This window comes from Microbacterium tenebrionis (assembly GCF_903645325.1).
Classification (GTDB): domain Bacteria; phylum Actinomycetota; class Actinomycetes; order Actinomycetales; family Microbacteriaceae; genus Microbacterium; species Microbacterium tenebrionis.
Genome location: NZ_CAHJXQ010000002.1, coordinates 239476 through 258281, shown reverse-complemented (window position 1 = coordinate 258281; position 18806 = coordinate 239476). Strand labels below are relative to the sequence as shown.

Below are 18806 nucleotides of genomic sequence, written 5' to 3'. Positions count from 1 at the left end.
TGCGTCTGCTCGGTGGTTCCGATATGACGGTCGGCGAATCCTGTCACTGCGGAATCAGCCTTCCGTCAGGGCGACGTAGGCGTCGCGGTCGAGCAGGCCGTCGGCCGCACCGTCGGCGATGGCGACCTTGATCAACCAGCCGCCGGCGAAGGGTTCGGCGTTGACGAGCGAAGGGTCGTCTACGACGGCGTCGTTGACCTCCGTGACGGTGCCGGCCAGCGGCGCGTAGAGCTCGCCGACCGACTTGGTCGACTCGATCTCGCCGACGACGGAGCCGGCGGTGATCTCGGTGCCGACGGCCGGCAGCTCGACGAACACGACGTCGCCGAGCTTGTCAGCGGCGTAGTCGGTGATGCCGACGGTCGCGGTGTCGCCGTCGACGGCGAGCCACTCGTGCTCGTCGGTGTACTTGAGAGCGGTGAGATCGGTCATTTCTTCCTCCGGTAGAAAGGCAGGGCGGCGACGGTCGCGGGGATCTTCGTTCCGCGCACGTCCAGGAACAGCGGCATCGTCTGCGCCGCGGGGTCGATGTACGCCATCGCGATCGGATGGCCCAGGGTGGGGCTGAGCGCGCCGGAGGTGATCTCGCCGACGGCAGTGCCGCCCTCCGTCACCACGGCGTAGCCGGCGCGGCCTGCACGGCGCCCGTCGGCGGTGAGGCCGACCAGGACGCGGGCGTCATCCGCGGGCAGGGCGGCATCCTTGCCGACGAAGTCGTCCTTGTCGGATGCCACGACGCGGCCGAGCCCGGCCTGAGCGGGCTTCGTGTCGAGCGACAGCTCATGTCCGTACAGGGGCATCCCCGCCTCGAGGCGGAGCGTGTCGCGGGCGGCGAGCCCGGCGGGGACGAGGCCGTGCGCGGAGCCTGCCGCGAGCGCGGCATCCCAGAGAGCTGCGGCGTCGGCGGCGCGGACGAGGAGCTCGAAGCCGTCCTCGCCGGTGTATCCGGTGCGGGCGATGAGCAGCGGGTGCCCCAGGAAGAAGGCGTCCGCCCATGCGTAGTACTTCTGCTCGTGCCAGGGCGTGCCGACCTCGGTGATCCCCTCGATCGCCGAGACGATCTGCTCGGATGCAGGGCCCTGCACGGCGATGAGCGCATAGTCGTCCGATACGTCGGCCACGACGACCTCGAACTCGCCCGTGCGCTCCGGGAGCGCTACGGCGACGGCATCCCGGTTCCCGGCGTTCGAGATGATGAGGAACCGGTCCTCCCCCAGGCGGTAGACGATGACGTCGTCGACGATGCCGCCGTCCTCGGTGAGGATCAGCGAGTACTTCGCCTTGCCCACAGCCATGGTCGACAGCCGTCCGGCGAGCGCGTGGTCGAGGTACGCCGCGGCATCCGGGCCCTCGATCGTGAACTCGGCCATATGCGAGATGTCGAAGAGCCCCGCGGCCTCGCGCACGGCATGGTGCTCGGCGAGATCGGACGTGTAGCGCACCGGCATCTGCCAGCCGCCGAAGTCCGTGAAGGACGCGCCCAGCGACTCGTGTCGCTCGCGCAACGGGGTGTAGCGGGCCTCGGTCATGGAGTTCTCCCGTATCGATCGGAAGGATGCCGTACGCAAATGCACGGTATCCGAGAACTCCCCCTCTGTCATGGGCCTGAGAGTTTCGCCACTCGTTGCACACAAGGACTTTCACCGTCGGCGGATCGTGAGATCGCTTTTCAGAGCGGCCGGACGTGCACGGTATGGATACCTGAGAGATTGGCGGGGAGGCTTGCTCCTTCGGTGCCCGATCGCGTACATCGGACTCTCCCGCGCAGGTCATGCGGCCTGTGTTCACTTAGCGCTCCCAGCATAGCCGCACCGCTCATCTAGGCTCGACGGCGTGACACCTTCGCCTGGCAGCCCCGCGCTCGGAGAGATCGACGCGATCCGCGTCGCCGTCTCGACGGTCATCTTCTCGCTGCGCGCGGGCGACGACGGCGACAGGCTCATGCTGCCGCTCGTCCGGCGCACGCGCGAGCCGCACCTGGGGATGTGGGCGCTGCCGGGCGGCTGGCTGGACCCGGCGGAGGACCTGGATGCCGCGGCATCCCGCACCCTCGCCGAGACCACGGCGCTGGGGCCCAGCCACCTCGAGCAGCTCTACACCTTCGGCGACGTCGACCGCTCCCCCACGCGTGCGATCTCGATCGTCTACTGGGCGCTGCTGCGCTCGGACCTCGTCGACGCCCAGCGCGCGGCGGCAGGCGCCCCGGAGAACGTCGAATGGTTCGACGTCGACGACCTTCCGGAGCTCGCCTTCGACCACAACCGCATCGCCGAGTACGCGCTGTTCCGGCTGCGCAACAAAGTCGGCTACAGCTGGATCGGCGCAGGACTCCTGCCGGACGAGTTCACTCTCACCGAGTTGCGCGAGGTGTACGAGACCGTGCTCGGCAGGCGCCTGGACCCCTCGAACTTCCGCCGGCTGCTCGAAGGCTCGGACGAGCTCGTGCCGACCGAGTCGTTCCGCACAGGCAAGCACCGCCCCGCACGCCTGTTCCGCCTCGCGACGGGAAGCTGACGCGGCGCGAATTGCACTTAATGTCACTTCGACATAATCTGATCACGCACAGTAAGTGTCGAATCGACCATAAGGCGGCGCTCCGATGCCAACCTCGACCATCCGCATCACCGACCCCTCCGTCGACCACCTGATCCAGGCAGCTCCCGCAGACTCCTGCAGCACCGACCTGGCAGCAGGCCCCTGGACCTTCGACACGGTTCCGGGTTACGGCCCGGGTTCCTCGATGGGCGATGTCATCCCCACCGGCGCTCCCCGGCAGGGCGAGTTGCCGGCCGAGTACCGCGAGGCCGGCGAGGACGAGCTCGACTCCCGCATCCGCGCCGCCAGGGCTGCCCTCGGCGACCGCGCCGTCGTGCTCGGGCACTTCTACCAGCGCGAAGAGGTCGTGCAGCACGCCGACTACGTGGGCGACTCGTTCCAGCTCGCGAACGCGGCGCTCGAGCACCCCGACGCCGACGCGATCGTCTTCTGCGGCGTGCACTTCATGGCCGAGACCGCCGATCTGCTTTCGGGGCCCGCGCAGTCCGTGATCCTGCCCAACCTCGCCGCTGGATGCTCGATGGCCGACATGGCCGACATCGACCAGGTCGAGGACTGCTGGGAGCAGCTCGCCGACGTCCTCGGCCCGCTGGATCAGGCAGACGCCGACGGGCGCGTGCCGGTCATCCCCGTCACGTACATGAACTCCTCGGCTGCGATCAAGGGCTTCGTCGGGCGCCACGGCGGCATCGTGTGCACCTCGTCGAACGCCGAGACGGTCCTGGAGTGGGCGTTCGAGCGCGGACGGCGCGTGCTGTTCTTCCCCGATCAGCACCTCGGCCGCAACACCGCCAAGGCGATGGGCGTTCCGCTGGAGCGCATGCCGATGTGGAACCCGCGTCGCCCGCTCGGCGGTTCGACGGCCGCCGAACTGGAGGAGTCGAAGGTCATCCTGTGGCACGGATTCTGCTCGGTGCACCGCCGGTTCACCGTCGCACAGATCGATCAGGCGCGCGCCGAGCACCCGGGCGTCCGCGTGATCGTGCATCCAGAGTGCCCGATGGAGGTCGTCGACGCTGCCGACGAGGCGGGATCGACCGACTACATCCGGCGAGCTATCGCCGCCGCGACCGAACCGACCACGTTCGCGATCGGCACCGAGATCAACCTCGTCCGGCGCCTGGCCGCGCAGTTCCCGCAAAGACGAGATCTTCTGCCTCGACCCGGTCGTCTGCCCGTGCTCGACGATGTACCGCATCCACCCGGGCTACCTCGCGTGGGTGCTCGAAGAGCTCGTCGCCGGCCGCGTGGTCAACCGCATCCAGGTGACCGACGACGTCGCCGGCCCCGCGCGGGCCGCGCTCGAACGGATGCTGGCGGCGAAGCCCCGCGCATGAACGTCGTCGTCGTCGGCTCCGGCATCGCCGGCCTCACCGCAGCGCTGCACGCGTCGGCAGCGGGGCTCCGGACCGCTCTCGTCACTAAGGACGCCCTCGGCGGCGGATGCACCGCGCTCGCCCAGGGCGGCATCGCCGGCGTGTACGGCCCCGACGACTCCCCCGCGCTGCACGCCGCCGACACGATGACGGCGGGCGCGGGGCTGTCGGATGCCGCAGCGGTCGGCGTGCTCGTCCAAGACGGCTCGACGCGCATCGCCGAGCTCATCGCCCGTGGCGTCGCGGTCGAACGCGACGCCACGGGCATGCTGCTCCTCGGCCGTGAAGCCGCGCATTCGCACGCGCGCATCGTGCACGCAGGCGGAGACGCCACGGGGGCGGCGATCAGCAGGGCGCTCCTGGAACGCGTCCGCGAAGCGGACATCGAGGTGATCGAGCACGCCCTGCTCGTCGATCTGCTCACCGACGGCGTTGCCGTGCACGGCATCCGGATGCTGCGCCGCGACGATCCGGTCGACCTGCATGCGGACGCCGTGATCCTCGCGACCGGCGGCGCCGGACAGCTGTACGCGCATACGACGAATCCGGCAGGCGCGACCGGAGACGGCATCGCGGCCGCCCTGCGCGCCGGCGCCGCCGTGACGGATCTGGAGTTCGTGCAGTTCCACCCGACTGTGCTCGCGGGCGGCGATGCCTTCCTCATCTCCGAAGCCGTCCGCGGCGAGGGCGCAGCACTCATCGACGCCGACGGCCGCCGTTTCGTGTTCGACGCGCATCCGGACGGCGAGCTCGCGCCCCGCGACGTCGTGGCCAGGGTCGTGGCGCGGCAGGCCGCGCTGCAGGGCTCGCCGGTGCGGCTGGACGCCACCGGCATCGGCGCGGCTCGGCTCGCGGGGCGGTTCCCCACGATCGACCGGGTCACTCACGAGCGCGGATTCGACTGGGGGCGCGAGCCGATTCCCGTCACGCCGGCCGCGCACTACCTGATGGGCGGAGTCGTCACCGACCTCGACGGGCGCACCTCGCTGCCCGGGCTGTTCGCGGCCGGCGAGGTCGCGCGTACCGGCGTGCACGGCGCGAACCGGCTGGCGTCGAACTCGCTGCTCGAGGCCGCGGTCTTCGGGGCCAGGGCCGCGGATGCTGTGGGAAGGCGCCGACCCCCTTCGGTCGCTCAGCCCGTTTCGTCTGCGGCGGCTGCGCCGCCTCCGCTCAACGACCCGCAGCGGTCGTCGAGCGAGCGGGGCGAGACGAAACGGGCCCCGCGAGGAGCGCAGCGACGCGTCGAAACCTCACGCCCCGCCCTCCAGCACCTCATGTGGGACCGCGTCGGACTCCTCCGCACCCCCGACGGACTCGCCGAGGCGCTCGACACGATCCGCTCCTTCCGCGCCGCATCCTCGGCACCGACCACCCGCGCCGAGCACGAGGACGCGAACCTGCTGCTGGTCGCCGAGGCGACGGCATCCGCCGCCCTCGCCCGCACCGAATCCGTCGGCGCGCACCACATCGACCGTCACCCCGCCCTGATCGGAGCCTGATGCTCACCCCCGCCACCCTCACCCGCGTCGTCGGCGCCGCTCTCGACGAGGACGCCCCGTGGGGCGACCTCACGAGCACCACGCTGCTGCCGGCCGACGCCGAGGCCGTCGCCGATCTCACAGCTCGTGAACCCGGGGTCTTCAGCGGTGGTGACGTGTTCGCCGCCGCATTCTCGCTCACGGACCCGTCGCTCACGGTCGACGTGCACGTGGGCGACGGCGACGAGTTCGCGCCCGGCGACGTGCTGGCGACCGTGACCGGTTCTGCGCGCAGCATCCTGACCGCAGAGCGCGTCGCCCTGAACTTCACCCAGCGGATGAGCGGTATCGCCACGCTGACGTCGCAGTACGTCCGTGCGATCGAGGGCACTTCCGCGCGCATCGCCGACACCCGCAAGACGACGCCCGGGTTGCGCGCGTTCGAGCGGCACGCGGTCGCATCCGGTGGGGGCCGCAATCACCGCTTCTCGCTCTCGGATGCCGTGATGGCCAAGGACAACCACCTCGCCGTTCTCCAGTCCGCGGGCGGCGACGTCGCCGAGGCGCTCCGCAACGCGCTCGCGCAGCTCCCGCACACGACGCACGTCGTGATCGAGGTCGACCGACTCGACCAGATCGAGACCGTGCTCGCGGGTGGCGCGCACACCGTGCTGCTCGACAACTTCTCGCTCGACGACCTGCGCGCAGGCGTCGCGCTGATCGGCGATCGGGCGACGATCGAGGCATCCGGCGGTGTGGATCTCGAAACGGTCCGGGCGATCGCCGAGACCGGCGTCGATGTCATCTCGGTCGGTGCGCTGACGCACTCGGCGCGCGCACTCGACCTGGGGCTCGACGTCCGGATCAGCTGAGATGCTCTACCTCGATCACGCCGCCACGTCTCCGGTGCGTCCGGAGATGCTCGAGGCCATGCGCCCCTACCTGACCGGGGTCTTCGGCAATCCGTCGAGCCACCACACGGCGGGTGAGGCTGCGGCGAGCGCGCTCGAGGACGCCCGGATGCGCGTCGCGCGCCTGCTCGGGATGCGCACAGGAGACGTGATCTTCACCTCCGGGGGGACCGAGGCCAACAATCTCGCCGTGAAGGGCATCGTGCTGGCCGGGCTCGAGCGAGGACTCCGGCACCTGGTCACGAGTCCGATCGAGCACGAGTCGATCCTGGAGTCGGCGGCGTACCTCGAACGGTTCCACGGCGTGACGGTGACGCTCGCGCCGGTCGACGGCACGGGCCGCGTCTCCCCCGCGGCACTCACCGCCGCCCTGCGCGACGACACCGCGCTCGTCTCGATCGGGCACGCGAACAACGAGATCGGCACGGTGCAGGGTGCCACGACGCTCGGGCAGGTCGCGAAGGATGCCGGTGTGCCGCTGCACCTGGATGCCGTGCAGTCCGCCGGCTGGCTGCCGCTCGCCGAACTCGGCGCTGACGCGATCTCGATCGCCGGGCACAAGCTCGGCGCGCCCAAGGGCATCGGCGTCCTGGCCGTTCGCGGCCGCGTGCCGCTGGAGCCGCTGCTGCACGGCGGCGGTCAGGAGCGCGGACGCCGCTCGGGCACGGAGAACGTCGCCGGGGCGGTCGGCCTCGCTACGGCCCTGGAGCTCGCCGAGGCGGAGCGGCCTGCGCGTGCGTCGCAGGTCGGTGCTCTGACCGGTCGGTTCATCCGCGGTGTTCTGGATGCCGTACCGCAGGCAGCACTGACAGGCGATGCCGAGCACCGGCTGCCGGCGACAGCGAGCTTCACCTTCGCCGGGACGAGCGGCGAAGCTGTTCTGCTCGAGCTCGAACGCCGCGGCGTGATCTCGTCGAGTGGTTCGGCATGCGCAGCCGGCAGCGACGAGCCCTCGCACGTGCTGCTGGCGTGCGGCATCGCGCCCGAGACGGCGCAGACCTCGGTGCGCTTCACCTTCGCGCGCGAACCGCTCCAGGGCGACGCGCCGGAGCGGCTGGCGGCGCTGGTGGCGGATGCCGTGGCCGCCGTCGCGTCGTTCAAGTAACGCGAATGACCTCATCCGGTGTTGGAATCGGGTCATTTGCGTTACTCGAACGACGACAGAGGCTGCACCATAGACTCGAGGCGTGCCCGACCCGATCGTCACGCTCATCGTCCCCGGCCGCGACATCGAGTCGTTCGCGCCGGCGGCGATCGCCTCGCTGCGGGCGCAGACAGAGCCTCGCTGGCGGGCGATCCTCATCGACGACGGCTCCGTCGACACCACCGGCGACGTGTTCGCGGATGCCGCGGCATCCGATCCGCGATTCCGGCTGCTGAGGCACGACGAGCCGCGCGGGCTGGGCGCCGCTCGCAACGCGGGACTCGCCGAGGTCGACACACCGCTGCTCGGCTTCCTCGACGGCGACGACGAGCTCACCCCGACCGCGATCGCCCGTCTGACGGGAACTCTCGCCGAGACGGGGAGCGATTTCGTCGCCGGCGCCTACGCGCGCTCCCGGCTCCGCGGTGACGGATACGCCCCCGGACGCGTGCAGCCGTGGACGGCGGCCGCGACCGATCCCGCGCGCCTCGCCACGACCATCGCCGAGCATCCGGCCGCCGCGTCGAACATCGTCGCGTGGTCCAAGGTCAGTCGCACGGACTTCTGGTCCGATCTGCGCTTCCCCGAAGGCGTCGCCTATGAGGATCAGATCGTGGCGCAGCAGATGTACACGCGCGCCGCCGCGTTCGACGTCATCCCCGATGTCGTCGTGCACTGGCGGCTGCGGGCCGACGGAACCTCCATCACGCAGAGCAAGGCCGCGCTGCCTGTGCTGCGCGACTACATCGCGGCCCTGCGCGGCGGCATCCGCGTCCTGCACGAAGCGGGCGCGACCGCCGCCGTCGTCGCCCGACTCGACCTCATCCTCGCCATGGACCTGCCGCCGCTGCAGGCCATCGCGGCGACCCACGACGATCCGGCGTACGGCGCCGAGGTCGAGTCGTTCATCCACGAGCTGCGATCGCTGCCCGAATACGCCGACGCCCGACCCGACCCGTCGCTCGCAGCGGCGCTGGCCTGGTGAACGACCCGCAACGGAGCACCATGAACCCGTATCTGTCGCAGCTCTTCTCGCTCGAGGGCCGAACGGCCGTCGTCACCGGCGGCAGCTCGGGCATCGGGCGCGGCATCGCCACGGCACTGGCTCGCGCCGGAGCATCCGTCGTCATCGTCGCGCGCGGCCGGGACCGCATCGACGACACGGTCCGCGAGCTGACCGACGACGGATGTCGCACCGCCGGCGTCGTGGGCGACCTCGGCACCCGCGACGGCATCCACGCCGCAGCAGAGGCCGCGACGGAGCCGTTCGGCGAACCGGACATCCTCGTGAACTCGGCCGGGATCAACATCCGGCCTCCGTTCGCCGAGATCACCGAAGCGGACTGGGATGCCACGATGACCGTGAACGCCCTCGCACCCTTCCTGCTCGGGCAGCGGTACGCACAGGGAATGGCCGAGCGCGGATTCGGACGCCTCATCCACATCAGCTCGCAGCAGGCGCATCGCGCATTCGTCGGCAGCGGGGTCTACGGCGCTTCCAAGGGCGCGGTGGAGTCGCTCATGCGCTCCGAAGCCGAGGCCTGGGGCCACCACGGCGTCACGAGCAACACGCTCGTACCCGGGTTCGTGCTCACTCCGCTCAACGCCCGGCGCAGAACGACGAGGCCAAGGTCGCCGAGCTCGCAGCGCGCACGATGATCGGGCGTAACGGACTCCCGAGCGACTTCGCGGCTGCCGCGGTGTTCCTGGCCGGCGCCGGCTCGTCGTACATCACCGGGCACTCGCTGTTCGTGGACGGCGGCATGTCGGCGCACTGAGATGTCGGCGCACTGGGCGCCGGCGAACTCACCCCTCAGCGGGGTAGACGCGCTGATCGCCGGCATCCCCGTGGAGCAGAGGAACCGACGCGGTGAGGGTGTTCACGGCATCCTCGGAGACGGACCCCGCCGGCGCGCGATCCGCCCGCCGGTCGGCGAACGCGGCCATCATTCCCCCGGACACCTCCCGCTCGATCTCCGCCTCGGCGCCCATGATCCGGGATGCCGCGACCTGCTGCGCGGCGAGCTCGGCGTAAAGACCGCCAGCCGCGAGCAGCTCGGCGTGCGTTCCCGATTCGACGATCTGCCCGGCCTCCAGCACGTGGATGACGTCGGCGCCCATGACGGTCGAGAGGCGGTGCGCGACCGACAGCACCGTCCGCCCGCGAGCGGCCTCGTCGAGCGCCTCCTGCACGATCCGCTCTGACACCGTATCGAGGGCACTCGTGGCCTCGTCGAGCAGGAGCACCGGCGGATCCTTCAGCAGCACCCGGGCGATCGCGATGCGCTGCTTCTCGCCCCCGGAGAGCCGGTAGCCGCGTTCGCCGACGATCGTGTCGTAGCCCTGCTCGAATCCGGCGATGATGTGGTGGATGTTGGCCGCGCGGCACGCGGCGATCATCTCCTCCTCCGAGGCATCCGGCTTCGCGTACATGAGGTTCTCGCGGATCGTCGCGTGGAACAGATAGGTCTCCTGAGACACGATGCCCACGTCGTCGATGATCGACTCCTGGGTGAGGGTGCGCACGTCGGCCCCGGCGAACAGCACGGCGCCGCCATGCGCCTCGTACAGCCGCGGCGCGAGATACAGCACGGTAGTCTTGCCCGCACCCGACGGCCCGACGAACGCGATGTGCTGTCCGGGGTCGGCCGTGAACGACACGCCCTGCAGGGTCGGGCGGGCGTCGGGCGCGGCATCCGGGTATCGGAAGACGACGTCCTGGAACTCGATCCGGCCCCGCGGACCGGGCGCCTGTGCGACCGCGATGGCGCCTGGAGCGTCCTCGATCTCCGGCACGAGGTCGAGGTACTCGAAGATGCGGGCGAACAACGCGGACGACGTCTGCAGATCCAGCGAGACGCGCATGAGCCCCATGAGGGGCATCAGCAGCCGTGCTTGCACGGTGGTGAACGCGACGACGGTTCCAGCGGTGATCGCACCCTCGCCGCTGGCGATGAGGTAGCCGGCCACGAGATAGATGACGGCAGGCACGGACGCCATGAGCACCTGCACGACCGCGAAGAATCCCTGTCCGCTCATGGCCCGCCGCACCTGCAGCGTCACCTGGTTCCGATTTTCCGACTGATACCGATCGGACTCCGTGCGCTGCCGGTTGAAGGCCTTCGACAACAGCATCCCCGACACGCTCAGGGTCTCCTGCGTGATCGACGTGAGCTCGCTCAGCGACTCCTGCGTCTCCCCCGCGATCCGTGCGCGCACCTGGCCGACCTTGCGCTGCACGACGACGAGGAACGGCATCAGCACGACCGCGATCAGCGTCAGCCGCCAGTCGATGAGGATCATCGCGACGAGCGATGCGATGACCGTGACGACATTGCCCAGGATGCTCGTGACCGTGTTCGTCAGGACGCCCGAGACGCCGCCGACGTCGTTCTGCAGACGCGACTGGATGACACCGGTCTTCGTGCGCGTGAAGAAGCCGAGCTCCATCGCCTGCAGGTGCTCGAAGAGGCGCACCCGCAGGTCGCCGGTGACGCTGTTGCCGACCGTCGAGGTGAGCCAGGTCTGCGCGACCCCGAGAACCGCCGACAGCAGGAAGAGCCCCACCATCGCCAGCACGAGACGGATGAGCAGGTCGAGTTCCGGGCTTCCGCCATCGGTCGGGAAGAGCGCGTCGTCGAAGATGCGCTGCACGATCAGCGGCGGGATGACGGCGATCGCGGCGCCGGCGATCACGAGGATGCCGGTCACGATGATGCGGCCGAGGTAGGGGCGGAACAGCGCGACGACTCGCCTGCCGAGGCCCGCGATCCTCGGCGCCTGCGCGTTCAGCTTCTTCTGCGCTGCCTCGTCGACACCCCGGAAGCCGCCACCACCGCCGCGGCCTCCGCCCATGCCAACCATGCTCATGCGCTCAGCCTAGACCGCGCAAAATTATGCCGCCGTCGGGAATGAGGGCGACCGGAGGGGTTATCCTGGAACGTCGCGCACGAGCGGATGCCAGTTCTGTCGGTTCCGCGCCCGGCCTTCCCGCCCGCCCCATTCTCTTGAGGAGACGTTTTGGCCACCGCTTCCACCGGTTCCGTTCCCTCTGTCAAGGCGGCACCCGCAATCGCGCCGTCCGACATGCGCGTCATCTGGCTGCTGCTCGTCGCCGCCTTCGTCGCGATCCTCAACGAGACGACGATGGGCATTGCGATCCCGCACCTGAACACCGATCTCGGCATTCCGCCCGAGCTCGGACAGTGGCTCACGAGCGCGTTCATGCTGACCATGGCCGTCGTCATCCCGACAACCGGATTCCTCCTGCAGCGCTTCACCACCCGGCAGGTGTTCATCGCCGCGATGAGCGCGTTCTCGATCGGCACCCTCGTGTGCCTGCTCGCACCCGGCTTCGCCGTGCTGCTGGCCGGGCGCGTCATCCAGGCCGGCGGCACCGGCATCATGATGCCGCTGCTGATGACCACCATGATGAACGTCGTGCCGCCGCAGTCGCGCGGCCGGATGATGGGCCGCGTCGGCCTCGTCATCTCGCTCGCCCCCGCCATCGGTCCGACGCTCGCCGGCGCCGTCCTGGATGCCTTCAACTGGCGCGTCCTGTTCGCCATCGTCCTTCCGATCGCGATCATCGCCCTCGCGATGGGGGCCAAGTGGATGACGAACCTCGGCGAGACCAAGAACGCGCCGATCGACGTCCTCTCGATCGTGCTGTCGGCGTTCGGATTCGGTGGGGTCGTCTACGGCCTCAGCCAGTTCGGCGGCGAGGGCGCGTCCGGCGGCGCGACGATCGGCATCGTCTCGCTCGTGGTCGGCGCGATCGCCCTGGCACTGTTCGTCTGGCGGCAGCTCGTCCTGCAGCGCGTCGACGATGCACTGCTCGATCTGCGCGTGTTCCGCAGCGGCAACTACACCGTCGCGGTGATCGTGATGGCCGTGCTGGCGCTGTCGATGTTCGGAACGCTCACGCTCCTGCCGCAGTACCTCCAGAACGTTGCAGGCCTGGATGCTCTGCAGTCGGGCCTCATCCTGTTGCCGGGATCGGTGCTGATGGGACTGCTCGGCCCGATCATGGGTCGCATCTATGACGCCCGCGGGACGCGCACGCTGCTCGTTCCCGGAACGATCATGGTCTCGGCCGCACTCTTCTTCTACTCGACCGTCGGCGAGCACACGGTGTGGTGGATGCTGGTCATCGCGCAGACGATCATGTCGGTGGGCCTGGCCATGTCGTTCACGCCGCTGTTCTCATCGTCGCTGGGATCGCTGCGTCGCCACCTGTACTCGCACGGTTCGGCTGCGCTGAACACGATCCAGCAGGTCGCGGGTGCGGCCGGCGTCGCCCTGCTCACGGTGACGTACTCGTCGATCCTGCACGCGGGCGAGCATCAGGGTCTGGACACCGCGGTCGCCGGTGCGCCGGGCGCACGCCTGGCGTTCCTGATCGCCGCGTTCATCTCGCTGGGTGCTGTCGCGCTGAGCGCGTTCGTCCGCAAGCCGGCGGACGACGTGGATGCGGAGTTCGCCGGAGGTCACTGACCTCCGGCCGGTCGGCGGCTGGCTGCTCTAGATGTACTGACCCGGATCGTTGTTGACGTAGGAGAGACCTCCGTAGTCGAGTTGGAGCTGTCTAGGTTCCCTCGAGTCCACGGAGGTCTCTCGTGTCCCACGCTAATGCCCGGCTGACTCCGGCCGGCAGGTTGATCATGGTCCAGCGCATCGAGTCGGGGCGTGCGGTCGCGCATGTTGCCGCGGAAATGGGGATCTCCCGCACGACTGCGTGGCGGTGGTGGCGCAGGTTCCGGGAGTGCGGCCCGGCGGGCCTGATCGATCGTTCCAGCGTCGCCCGCTCCCACCCTCGCCAGACCAAAGCGTGCGTGGAGGCGAGGGTGCGGATCATGCGGCACCTCACTCGGCGTGGGCCGGTGTTCATCGCTGACAAGCTCGGCTTGCAGGCCTCAACGGTCGGTAGGGTGTTGCGCCGCCACCACGTGCCGTTGCTGCGGGAGCTGGACCCGGTCACGGGGGCCGTGATCCGCGCGACCCGCCGATCCGCGCAGCGTTACGAGCATGATCATCCCGGGTCCCTGATCCACGTCGATGTGAAGAAACTCGGCCGTATCCCCGACGGCGGCGGATGGCGTCTGCATGGCCGCGGGCAACGTCCTGCGCGCAAGCGGGGCCTGGGTTACGACTACGTGCACACCGTCATCGACGACCATTCCCGAGTTGCTTACGCGGAGATCCACGACGACGAGAAAGGCACCACCGCGGCGGGCGTCCTCGACCGCGCGATCGCGTTCTACGCGCGCCTCGGCGTCACAGTCGAACGCGTCATCAGCGACAACGCGTTCGCTTACCGCCACTCGGCCGCGTTCAAGGCCGTGGTCGACGCGCACGGCATCCGACAGCGGTTCATCAAACCGCACTGCCCCTGGACCAACGGGAAAGTCGAACGCCTCAACCGCACCCTCGCCACCGAGTGGGCCTACGCCCGCCCCTGGAGCTCGAACGACGACCGAAAAGCAGGGTTGACGACCTGGCTCGACTACTACAACCTAGACAGGCACCACCTCGGCATCGGAGGCCGCACCCCCATCGACCGAATCAACAACGGTCGAGGTCAGTACATCTAGAGCGAGCAGCAGCCGTCGGCGCCGCAGCAACCGCCGGCGTCGGTGTCGCCGAGCAGGTTGAGACCGGCGGGCGCCGTGAGCGGCTGCGCCTCGGTCGTGGCGCCCGGCTGCGTGGTCTGCGAAGAAGTCATGCCTCCATGGTACGCCCGGTTCTGACCACGAGCTCGGCAAGCGGCATCCAGTGCGGTGAAGGCTGGACAAGACGGCCGGCGCGTGACCAGACTCGGCTCATGGACCATGATGCCCCGGCCGAGGATGCCCTGAGCCAAGACGGCCGCGGTGAGACGGCGAACGAGCGCGCCGACCGCAACTGGGACGAGCTCATGCAGGAGCTGCGCGTCATGCAGACCGGTACGCAGGTGCTGTCGGGGTTCCTGCTCGCGGTGGCGTTCCAACCGCGCTTCACCGAACTCGACCCTCTGCAGGTCGGGTTGTATCTCGTTCTCGTCGGTCTCGCGGCGCTCGCGACGATCATCGCGCTCGCGCCCGTCGGCATGCACCGTTCACTGTTCGGCCGCCGTCGCAAGCCGGAGCTGGTGCGCATCGCCTCGCGCCTCGTCAAGGCGGACCTGGTCGTGGTGGGTCTGCTCAGCATCGGCGTCACCGCACTGATCGTCGACTTCACGCTCGGACGCACTCCCGCGACGATCGTCGCGGCCGTCGGGGCGGTGATCGTGCTCGGTCTCTGGCTCGCGCTGCCCGCTCTGATGAGGCGCAGCGGGGAGCGCGGGTGAGACCCCCATACCCGATCCGGAATACCACTTCCCCTACCGTTGAGGGATGCTCCGACGACTCATCGCCCGTGCCTTCTGGGGCGTCAGCCGCTGGCGGCTCGTCGGCGCAGCCGCACCAGATCGCCCCACCGTCTTCATCGGAGCGCCGCACACCTCGAACTGGGACTTCGTGCTCATGCTCGCGATCGCGTGGCGCCTCGGTGTCGAGATCCGCTGGCTCGGCAAGAAGAGCCTGTTCGCCGGATGGCGCGGGCCGGTGATGCGCCGTCTCGGCGGCATACCCGTCGATCGCGAAGACCCGAGCAGCGTCGTCGCCGACGTCGTCTCACGCGTGCACGCCGGCGAGACGTTCGGGTTGGTGATCACGCCGGACGGTACGCGCACGGGCGCCGGATACTGGAAGTCGGGCTTCTACCGCATTGCCCGGGATGCCGGCATGCCAGTGACGCTCTGCTTCGTCGACCGCACCACCATGACGACAGGTATCGGCCCCACTTTCGAGCTGACCGGCGAGGTGTCGGCAGACATGGATCGGATCCGCGCGTTCTACGCCGACAAGGCGGGATTCCGCCCCGAGCATCGCCGCGAACCTCGCCTTCGCGAAGAGGATCCCCGAGCATGACCCTGACGATCGAACCCATCGCTCCGGGGGATGCCGGTGAAGTGCTGACGGTGCAACGCGCGGCGTTCGTGTCAGAGGCTCTGATCTACGGATCGGCCGACATGCCCCCGCTGACGCAGACGCTCGAGCAGCTGCGCGCGGAGATCGCGGAGAACGACGGGTGGGTCGCTCGTGTCGACGGACGCCTCGTCGGAGCCATCCGAGCCGTCCAAGACGGAGACCTCCTGATGATCGGGCGGATCGCGATCGCACCCGACATGCAGGGCGAGGGCGTCGGCCGCGCGTTGCTCGAGGCGGCCGAGGAGGCGAGCACTGCCGCCCAGGCCGAGCTGTTCACCGGCAGCCTGAGCGAGGCGAACATCCGCCTGTACGAGGCATGCGGCTACGCGCAGACGCAGCGCGTGCCTCAGGACGATGGCACGGAGCAGGTCTTCCTGCGCAAGCGGCTCCGGCCGCCCACATGAGAAAGTGCTCAGAATCCTGACCTGAGCTTGAAGACGCCGTTCCTGTGCGGAATCGTGGCCCGGACATGTTTCGTCCGGAGCATGTCCGCAACACGGAAGGAGAGCGCTGTGCTCACCCTGACCGAGAATGCAGATGCCGTCGTCACCACGATCGTCGGCCGAGAGGATGCCGGTGCAGAGGCCGGGCTGCGCATCCAGACCGCGGAGGGGCAGGGTCCGAACGGCGAAGCGCGCTTCGCGGTTCACGTCGTGCCCACCCCCGAGCCGGCCGATGTCGTCGTCGAGGGACAGGGCAGCAGAGTCTTCCTCGAGGACGTCGCCGCCGATGCCCTGTCGGACAAGGTGCTCGACGCCGGTGTCGACGAGCAGGGAGCCGTGAGCTTCACGATCCTGGCGCAGCCGGCGTGATGTTCTGAGATGTCCGAGGAGGGTGGGATGTTCCGGCATCCCACCCTCCTCGCGTCAGCGCGTCAGCGCGTCAACCCCCTGTTCGACCGCCGGGAGCGGCGCCAGGGTGGAATCATTCAGAAAGAGAGGAGAGATCATGGCAGAACTCGATGGCAAGAAGGTGGCGTTCCTGCTCACCGATGGTTTCGAAGACAGTGAGCTGACCAGTCCGTGGGGTGCGGTGACCGATGCCGGGGCGCAGGCTCGATTGATCTCCCCCGCCGACGGGACGGTGACCGGGAAGAACGGACACGAGCAGAAGGTCGATCAGGATGTGGCCGACGCCGACGCCTCCGACTTCGACGCGCTGGTCCTTCCGGGTGGCGTCGTGAACGCCGATCACCTGCGAATGGATCAGGACGCCGTTGCCTTCGCGAAAGCGTTCTTCGACGCTGCCAAGCCCGTCTCCGTGATCTGCCACGGAGCGTGGGTCCTCGTCGAGGCCGACGTCGTCAGGGGGCGGACGCTCACGAGCTACCCGAGCCTTCGCACCGATCTGCGCAACGCCGGAGCGACGTGGGTCGATCAGCAGGTGACCGTCGACCACGGACTCGTCTCGAGCCGGACGCCGGATGACCTTCCCGCGTTCAACGCGAAGACCGTCGAGGAGATCGCGGAGGGCCGGCACGGCTGATTCCCGAGTAACGGATCCGCGGTGCAGAGGTCGGCGGCATCGCCGGCCTCTGCACCGCGTTCACTCTCGAGGCTTCGCAGACCAGCCGCACATCGAACTCGGGCTGGAGTGAGCCGGGTCAGTCCCAGTCGAGGTACTCCTCGATGATGACCGCGGTCTCGATCGGATGCGTTGCGGGGAACAGGTGATCGGCGCCGTCGATCGACTTGATGCTCGCACGCTCGGGGGCTGTCGCCTGCAGCGCTTCGGCACGCGCCGGCGGTGTCACCTCGTCGGCGGTCGCCTGCACGATGAGCACGGGGATCGCCCGCGCGAGCGCGATGTCGTCCTCTTCGACCCCGAGCAGCAGCAGCCCGTTCACACGGTCGGTGTGCTCTGCGGCGAAGACACGGGCGGCGGTGCCTCCGAAGCCGTGTCCGCCGATCCAGGTGTGATCGAGGCCGAGGTGGTCGATGACGGCCATCGCATCCTCGACGCGCTCGCGGAGGGTCTCGGCGCGGTCCGTGCCGCCGGCCTCGGCGCGCGGCCCGATGCGGATGACGTGGAACCCGGCCTCCTCGGCAAGATAGTGCGCGACGACGCCCAGCCCGTCCGCGTTCAGCGCGCGGCCCGAGATCAGCACCAACGAGACGGGCCCCTCGCCCTCTTCCGCGTAGGGAACGGCACCGCCGTCGCGCTCGAGAATGCTCTGCTCGGTCATCGTCTTCCTCTGCTGATCGCGGGGTACCGGGCCGCGGCCCGGTCTCGTCACACACATCCACGATACTGATCCGGTGCGGTGACGCAGAACCACCGGCGCCACCGGACGCGGATCGATCAGGAATCGAGAAGCAGCACGGCCGAGAAGCAGCACGGCACAGTGCCGACGTAACGTGTTCGCAGACCCAGCACCATCACTCACGAGGAGGCCAGTATGGCTGAGAAGACTGCCGGACTGAGCAAAGAAGAACGCGATGCCGTCAAGCAGCGCGCCGCCGAGCTGCGCGCCGAAGAGAAAGCCGGCAAGACCCGCGCAGCGGGCGAGAAGGCCGTGCGCGAGGCCATCGCGGCGCTCCCGGACGATGATCGCGTGCTCGCGGAGGGGATCGACCGGATCGTCGGCGAGGTCGCCCCGCAGCTCGTTCCGAAGACCTGGTACGGATTCCCGGCGTACACGGATGCCGCGGGCAAGGTCGTGGTGTTCTTCAAGGCGGCGTCCAAGTTCACGACGCGCTACGCGACCCTCGGCTTCGAGGAGGCCGCGCGGCTCGACGACGGCGACATGTGGGTCACGTCGTTCGCTCTCAAGAAGCTGACGCCGAAGACCGAGAAGACGATCGCCGAGTACATCCGCAAGGCGGCCGGCTGAGCATCGGCGTTCGGGTTTTCCGTCGAGGATGCGGCGGCTATCACCCCTGCGGCGAGCGCTCGGCGCCTGTACCGTCGACGACATGACTGCTCTCTTCGACGCCATCCGCCGCAGCGGCTTCCGCCGAGGCCCTCGGCGCATCTTCGCCGGCATCGGCGGCGGTATCGCGCAGAAGCTCGGCATCAGCGTCTGGGTGGCGCGGCTGCTCGTGCTCATCTCATTCCTGCTGCCTGTGCTCGGCGTCGGAGCGTACGTCGTCGTCTGGCTGCTCACGCCCTGGCAGGACGACAGCATCCCGTTGGAGCGAGCGCTCGGCGGGCGGAACGGACAGGATCAGCGATGACGCAGTACATCATCTACTTCCATCAGCAGTGGGTCGGCGATCACAGCGAGGCGTGGTTCCGCGAACGCGGGCCGCTCGCGGCTCGACTGAGAAAGGATGAGCTGCACGTTGAAGCGGAATTCCACCGAGTTCCGGTACATACCAACCTGTCGCTGT

Annotated in this window: 19 protein-coding genes, 2 pseudogenes and 2 riboswitches; of the genes and pseudogenes, 16 read left to right on the top strand and 5 right to left on the bottom strand. The window is 69.1% G+C overall.

Annotated elements, in window-relative coordinates; genetic code table 11:
* Positions 1–54 precede the first annotated feature (54 nt).
* Positions 55–432 (bottom strand): glycine cleavage system protein GcvH, encoded by a 378-nt coding sequence (gcvH, locus tag HWX58_RS04645; RefSeq protein WP_175985861.1) that lies wholly within the window; start codon positions 430–432, stop codon positions 55–57.
* Positions 429–1529 carry a glycine cleavage system aminomethyltransferase GcvT gene (gene gcvT, locus HWX58_RS04640; protein ID WP_175985860.1) on the bottom strand — a complete coding sequence of 367 codons (1101 nt, stop codon included), beginning with the start codon at positions 1527–1529 and terminating at the stop codon, positions 429–431. Before gcvT ends, gcvH begins: the two co-directional genes overlap by 4 nt.
* A gap of 55 nt (positions 1530–1584) precedes the next feature.
* Positions 1585–1679, bottom strand: a riboswitch (glycine riboswitch).
* A riboswitch (glycine riboswitch) is annotated at positions 1680–1773 on the bottom strand. It abuts the riboswitch before it with no gap.
* Positions 1774–1833: 60 nt separating this feature from the next.
* Here gcvT and HWX58_RS04635 point away from each other — a divergent pair.
* The 7 genes and pseudogenes from HWX58_RS04635 (at position 1834) to HWX58_RS04605 (ending at position 9243) form a co-directional block, all read left to right on the top strand.
* Positions 1834–2514, top strand: coding sequence for an NUDIX hydrolase (locus tag HWX58_RS04635; RefSeq protein WP_438268240.1), 681 nt, complete (start codon positions 1834–1836; stop codon positions 2512–2514).
* 85 nt (positions 2515–2599) lie between these two features.
* Positions 2600–3893: pseudogene (gene nadA / locus HWX58_RS15500) on the top strand (quinolinate synthase NadA).
* Positions 3890–5431, top strand: a complete 1542-nt coding sequence (gene nadB / locus HWX58_RS15495) for an L-aspartate oxidase (protein WP_175985859.1) — start codon at positions 3890–3892, stop codon at positions 5429–5431. The pseudogene nadA and the gene nadB overlap by 4 nt, the downstream one beginning before the upstream one ends.
* The gene (gene nadC / locus HWX58_RS04620) at positions 5431–6282 is read left to right on the top strand and encodes a carboxylating nicotinate-nucleotide diphosphorylase (RefSeq protein WP_175985858.1); all 852 of its coding nucleotides are present in this window, start codon (positions 5431–5433) and stop codon (positions 6280–6282) included. The genes nadB and nadC overlap by 1 nt, the downstream gene beginning before the upstream one ends.
* 1 nt (position 6283) lies before the next feature.
* Positions 6284–7426 carry a cysteine desulfurase family protein gene (locus HWX58_RS04615; protein WP_175985857.1) on the top strand — a complete coding sequence of 381 codons (1143 nt, stop codon included), beginning with the start codon at positions 6284–6286 and terminating at the stop codon, positions 7424–7426.
* An 82-nt stretch (positions 7427–7508) separates the two neighbouring features.
* Positions 7509–8450 (top strand): glycosyltransferase family 2 protein, encoded by a 942-nt coding sequence (locus tag HWX58_RS04610; protein WP_175985856.1) that lies wholly within the window; start codon positions 7509–7511, stop codon positions 8448–8450.
* A 20-nt stretch (positions 8451–8470) separates the two neighbouring features.
* Positions 8471–9243 (top strand): annotated as a pseudogene (locus tag HWX58_RS04605) (SDR family NAD(P)-dependent oxidoreductase).
* A 28-nt stretch (positions 9244–9271) separates the two neighbouring features.
* Here the strand turns inward: HWX58_RS04605 and HWX58_RS04600 are convergent.
* Positions 9272–11329: an ABC transporter ATP-binding protein gene (locus tag HWX58_RS04600; protein WP_175986138.1), complete on the bottom strand. Its 2058-nt coding sequence runs from the start codon at positions 11327–11329 to the stop codon at positions 9272–9274.
* Positions 11330–11551: 222 nt separating this feature from the next.
* Here HWX58_RS04600 and HWX58_RS04595 point away from each other — a divergent pair, with 222 nt between their 5' ends.
* Together HWX58_RS04595 and HWX58_RS04590 are read left to right on the top strand one after the other, a co-directional pair.
* Positions 11552–12961 (top strand): DHA2 family efflux MFS transporter permease subunit, encoded by a 1410-nt coding sequence (locus tag HWX58_RS04595; protein WP_175986137.1) that lies wholly within the window; start codon positions 11552–11554, stop codon positions 12959–12961.
* A 122-nt stretch (positions 12962–13083) separates the two neighbouring features.
* On the top strand, positions 13084–14058 hold the full coding sequence (locus HWX58_RS04590; RefSeq protein WP_175985855.1) for an IS481 family transposase: 975 nt from the start codon (positions 13084–13086) through the stop codon (positions 14056–14058).
* Here HWX58_RS04590 and HWX58_RS15270 read toward each other — a convergent pair.
* Entirely contained in the window at positions 14055–14189 is a 135-nt protein-coding gene (locus HWX58_RS15270; RefSeq protein WP_264675131.1) for a hypothetical protein, read from the bottom strand. The two genes, HWX58_RS04590 and HWX58_RS15270, sit on opposite strands and share 4 nt — an antisense overlap.
* 99 nt (positions 14190–14288) lie before the next feature.
* On the opposite strand from HWX58_RS15270, the gene HWX58_RS04585 reads away from it, so the two are divergent.
* From HWX58_RS04585 to HWX58_RS04565, 5 genes are all read left to right on the top strand, one after another.
* Positions 14289–14792, top strand: a complete 504-nt coding sequence (locus HWX58_RS04585) for a DUF6328 family protein (RefSeq protein ID WP_175985854.1) — start codon at positions 14289–14291, stop codon at positions 14790–14792.
* 46 nt (positions 14793–14838) lie between these two features.
* Positions 14839–15414 carry a 1-acyl-sn-glycerol-3-phosphate acyltransferase gene (locus HWX58_RS04580; RefSeq protein WP_175985853.1) on the top strand — a complete coding sequence of 192 codons (576 nt, stop codon included), beginning with the start codon at positions 14839–14841 and terminating at the stop codon, positions 15412–15414.
* A complete protein-coding gene (locus HWX58_RS04575) occupies positions 15411–15878 on the top strand; it encodes a GNAT family N-acetyltransferase (protein WP_175985852.1) in 468 nt (155 codons plus the stop codon). The genes HWX58_RS04580 and HWX58_RS04575 overlap by 4 nt, the downstream gene beginning before the upstream one ends.
* Positions 15879–15986: 108 nt before the next feature.
* Entirely contained in the window at positions 15987–16286 is a 300-nt protein-coding gene (locus HWX58_RS04570; protein ID WP_175985851.1) for a Fe-S cluster assembly protein HesB, read from the top strand.
* Positions 16287–16422: 136 nt separating this feature from the next.
* Positions 16423–16959 carry a DJ-1/PfpI/YhbO family deglycase/protease gene (locus tag HWX58_RS04565; protein WP_175985850.1) on the top strand — a complete coding sequence of 179 codons (537 nt, stop codon included), beginning with the start codon at positions 16423–16425 and terminating at the stop codon, positions 16957–16959.
* 118 nt (positions 16960–17077) lie between these two features.
* Here the strand turns inward: HWX58_RS04565 and HWX58_RS04560 are convergent, their stop codons facing one another.
* Positions 17078–17659, bottom strand: a complete 582-nt coding sequence (locus HWX58_RS04560; RefSeq protein WP_175985849.1) for an alpha/beta fold hydrolase — start codon at positions 17657–17659, stop codon at positions 17078–17080.
* A gap of 213 nt (positions 17660–17872) precedes the next feature.
* Here HWX58_RS04560 and HWX58_RS04555 point away from each other — a divergent pair, with 213 nt between their 5' ends.
* Positions 17873–18307 (top strand): hypothetical protein, encoded by a 435-nt coding sequence (locus tag HWX58_RS04555; protein ID WP_175985848.1) that lies wholly within the window; start codon positions 17873–17875, stop codon positions 18305–18307.
* Between the two features lie 82 nt (positions 18308–18389).
* On the top strand, positions 18390–18650 hold the full coding sequence (locus HWX58_RS04550) for a PspC domain-containing protein (RefSeq protein ID WP_175985847.1): 261 nt from the start codon (positions 18390–18392) through the stop codon (positions 18648–18650).
* The last annotated feature ends 156 nt before the right edge of the window (positions 18651–18806 follow it).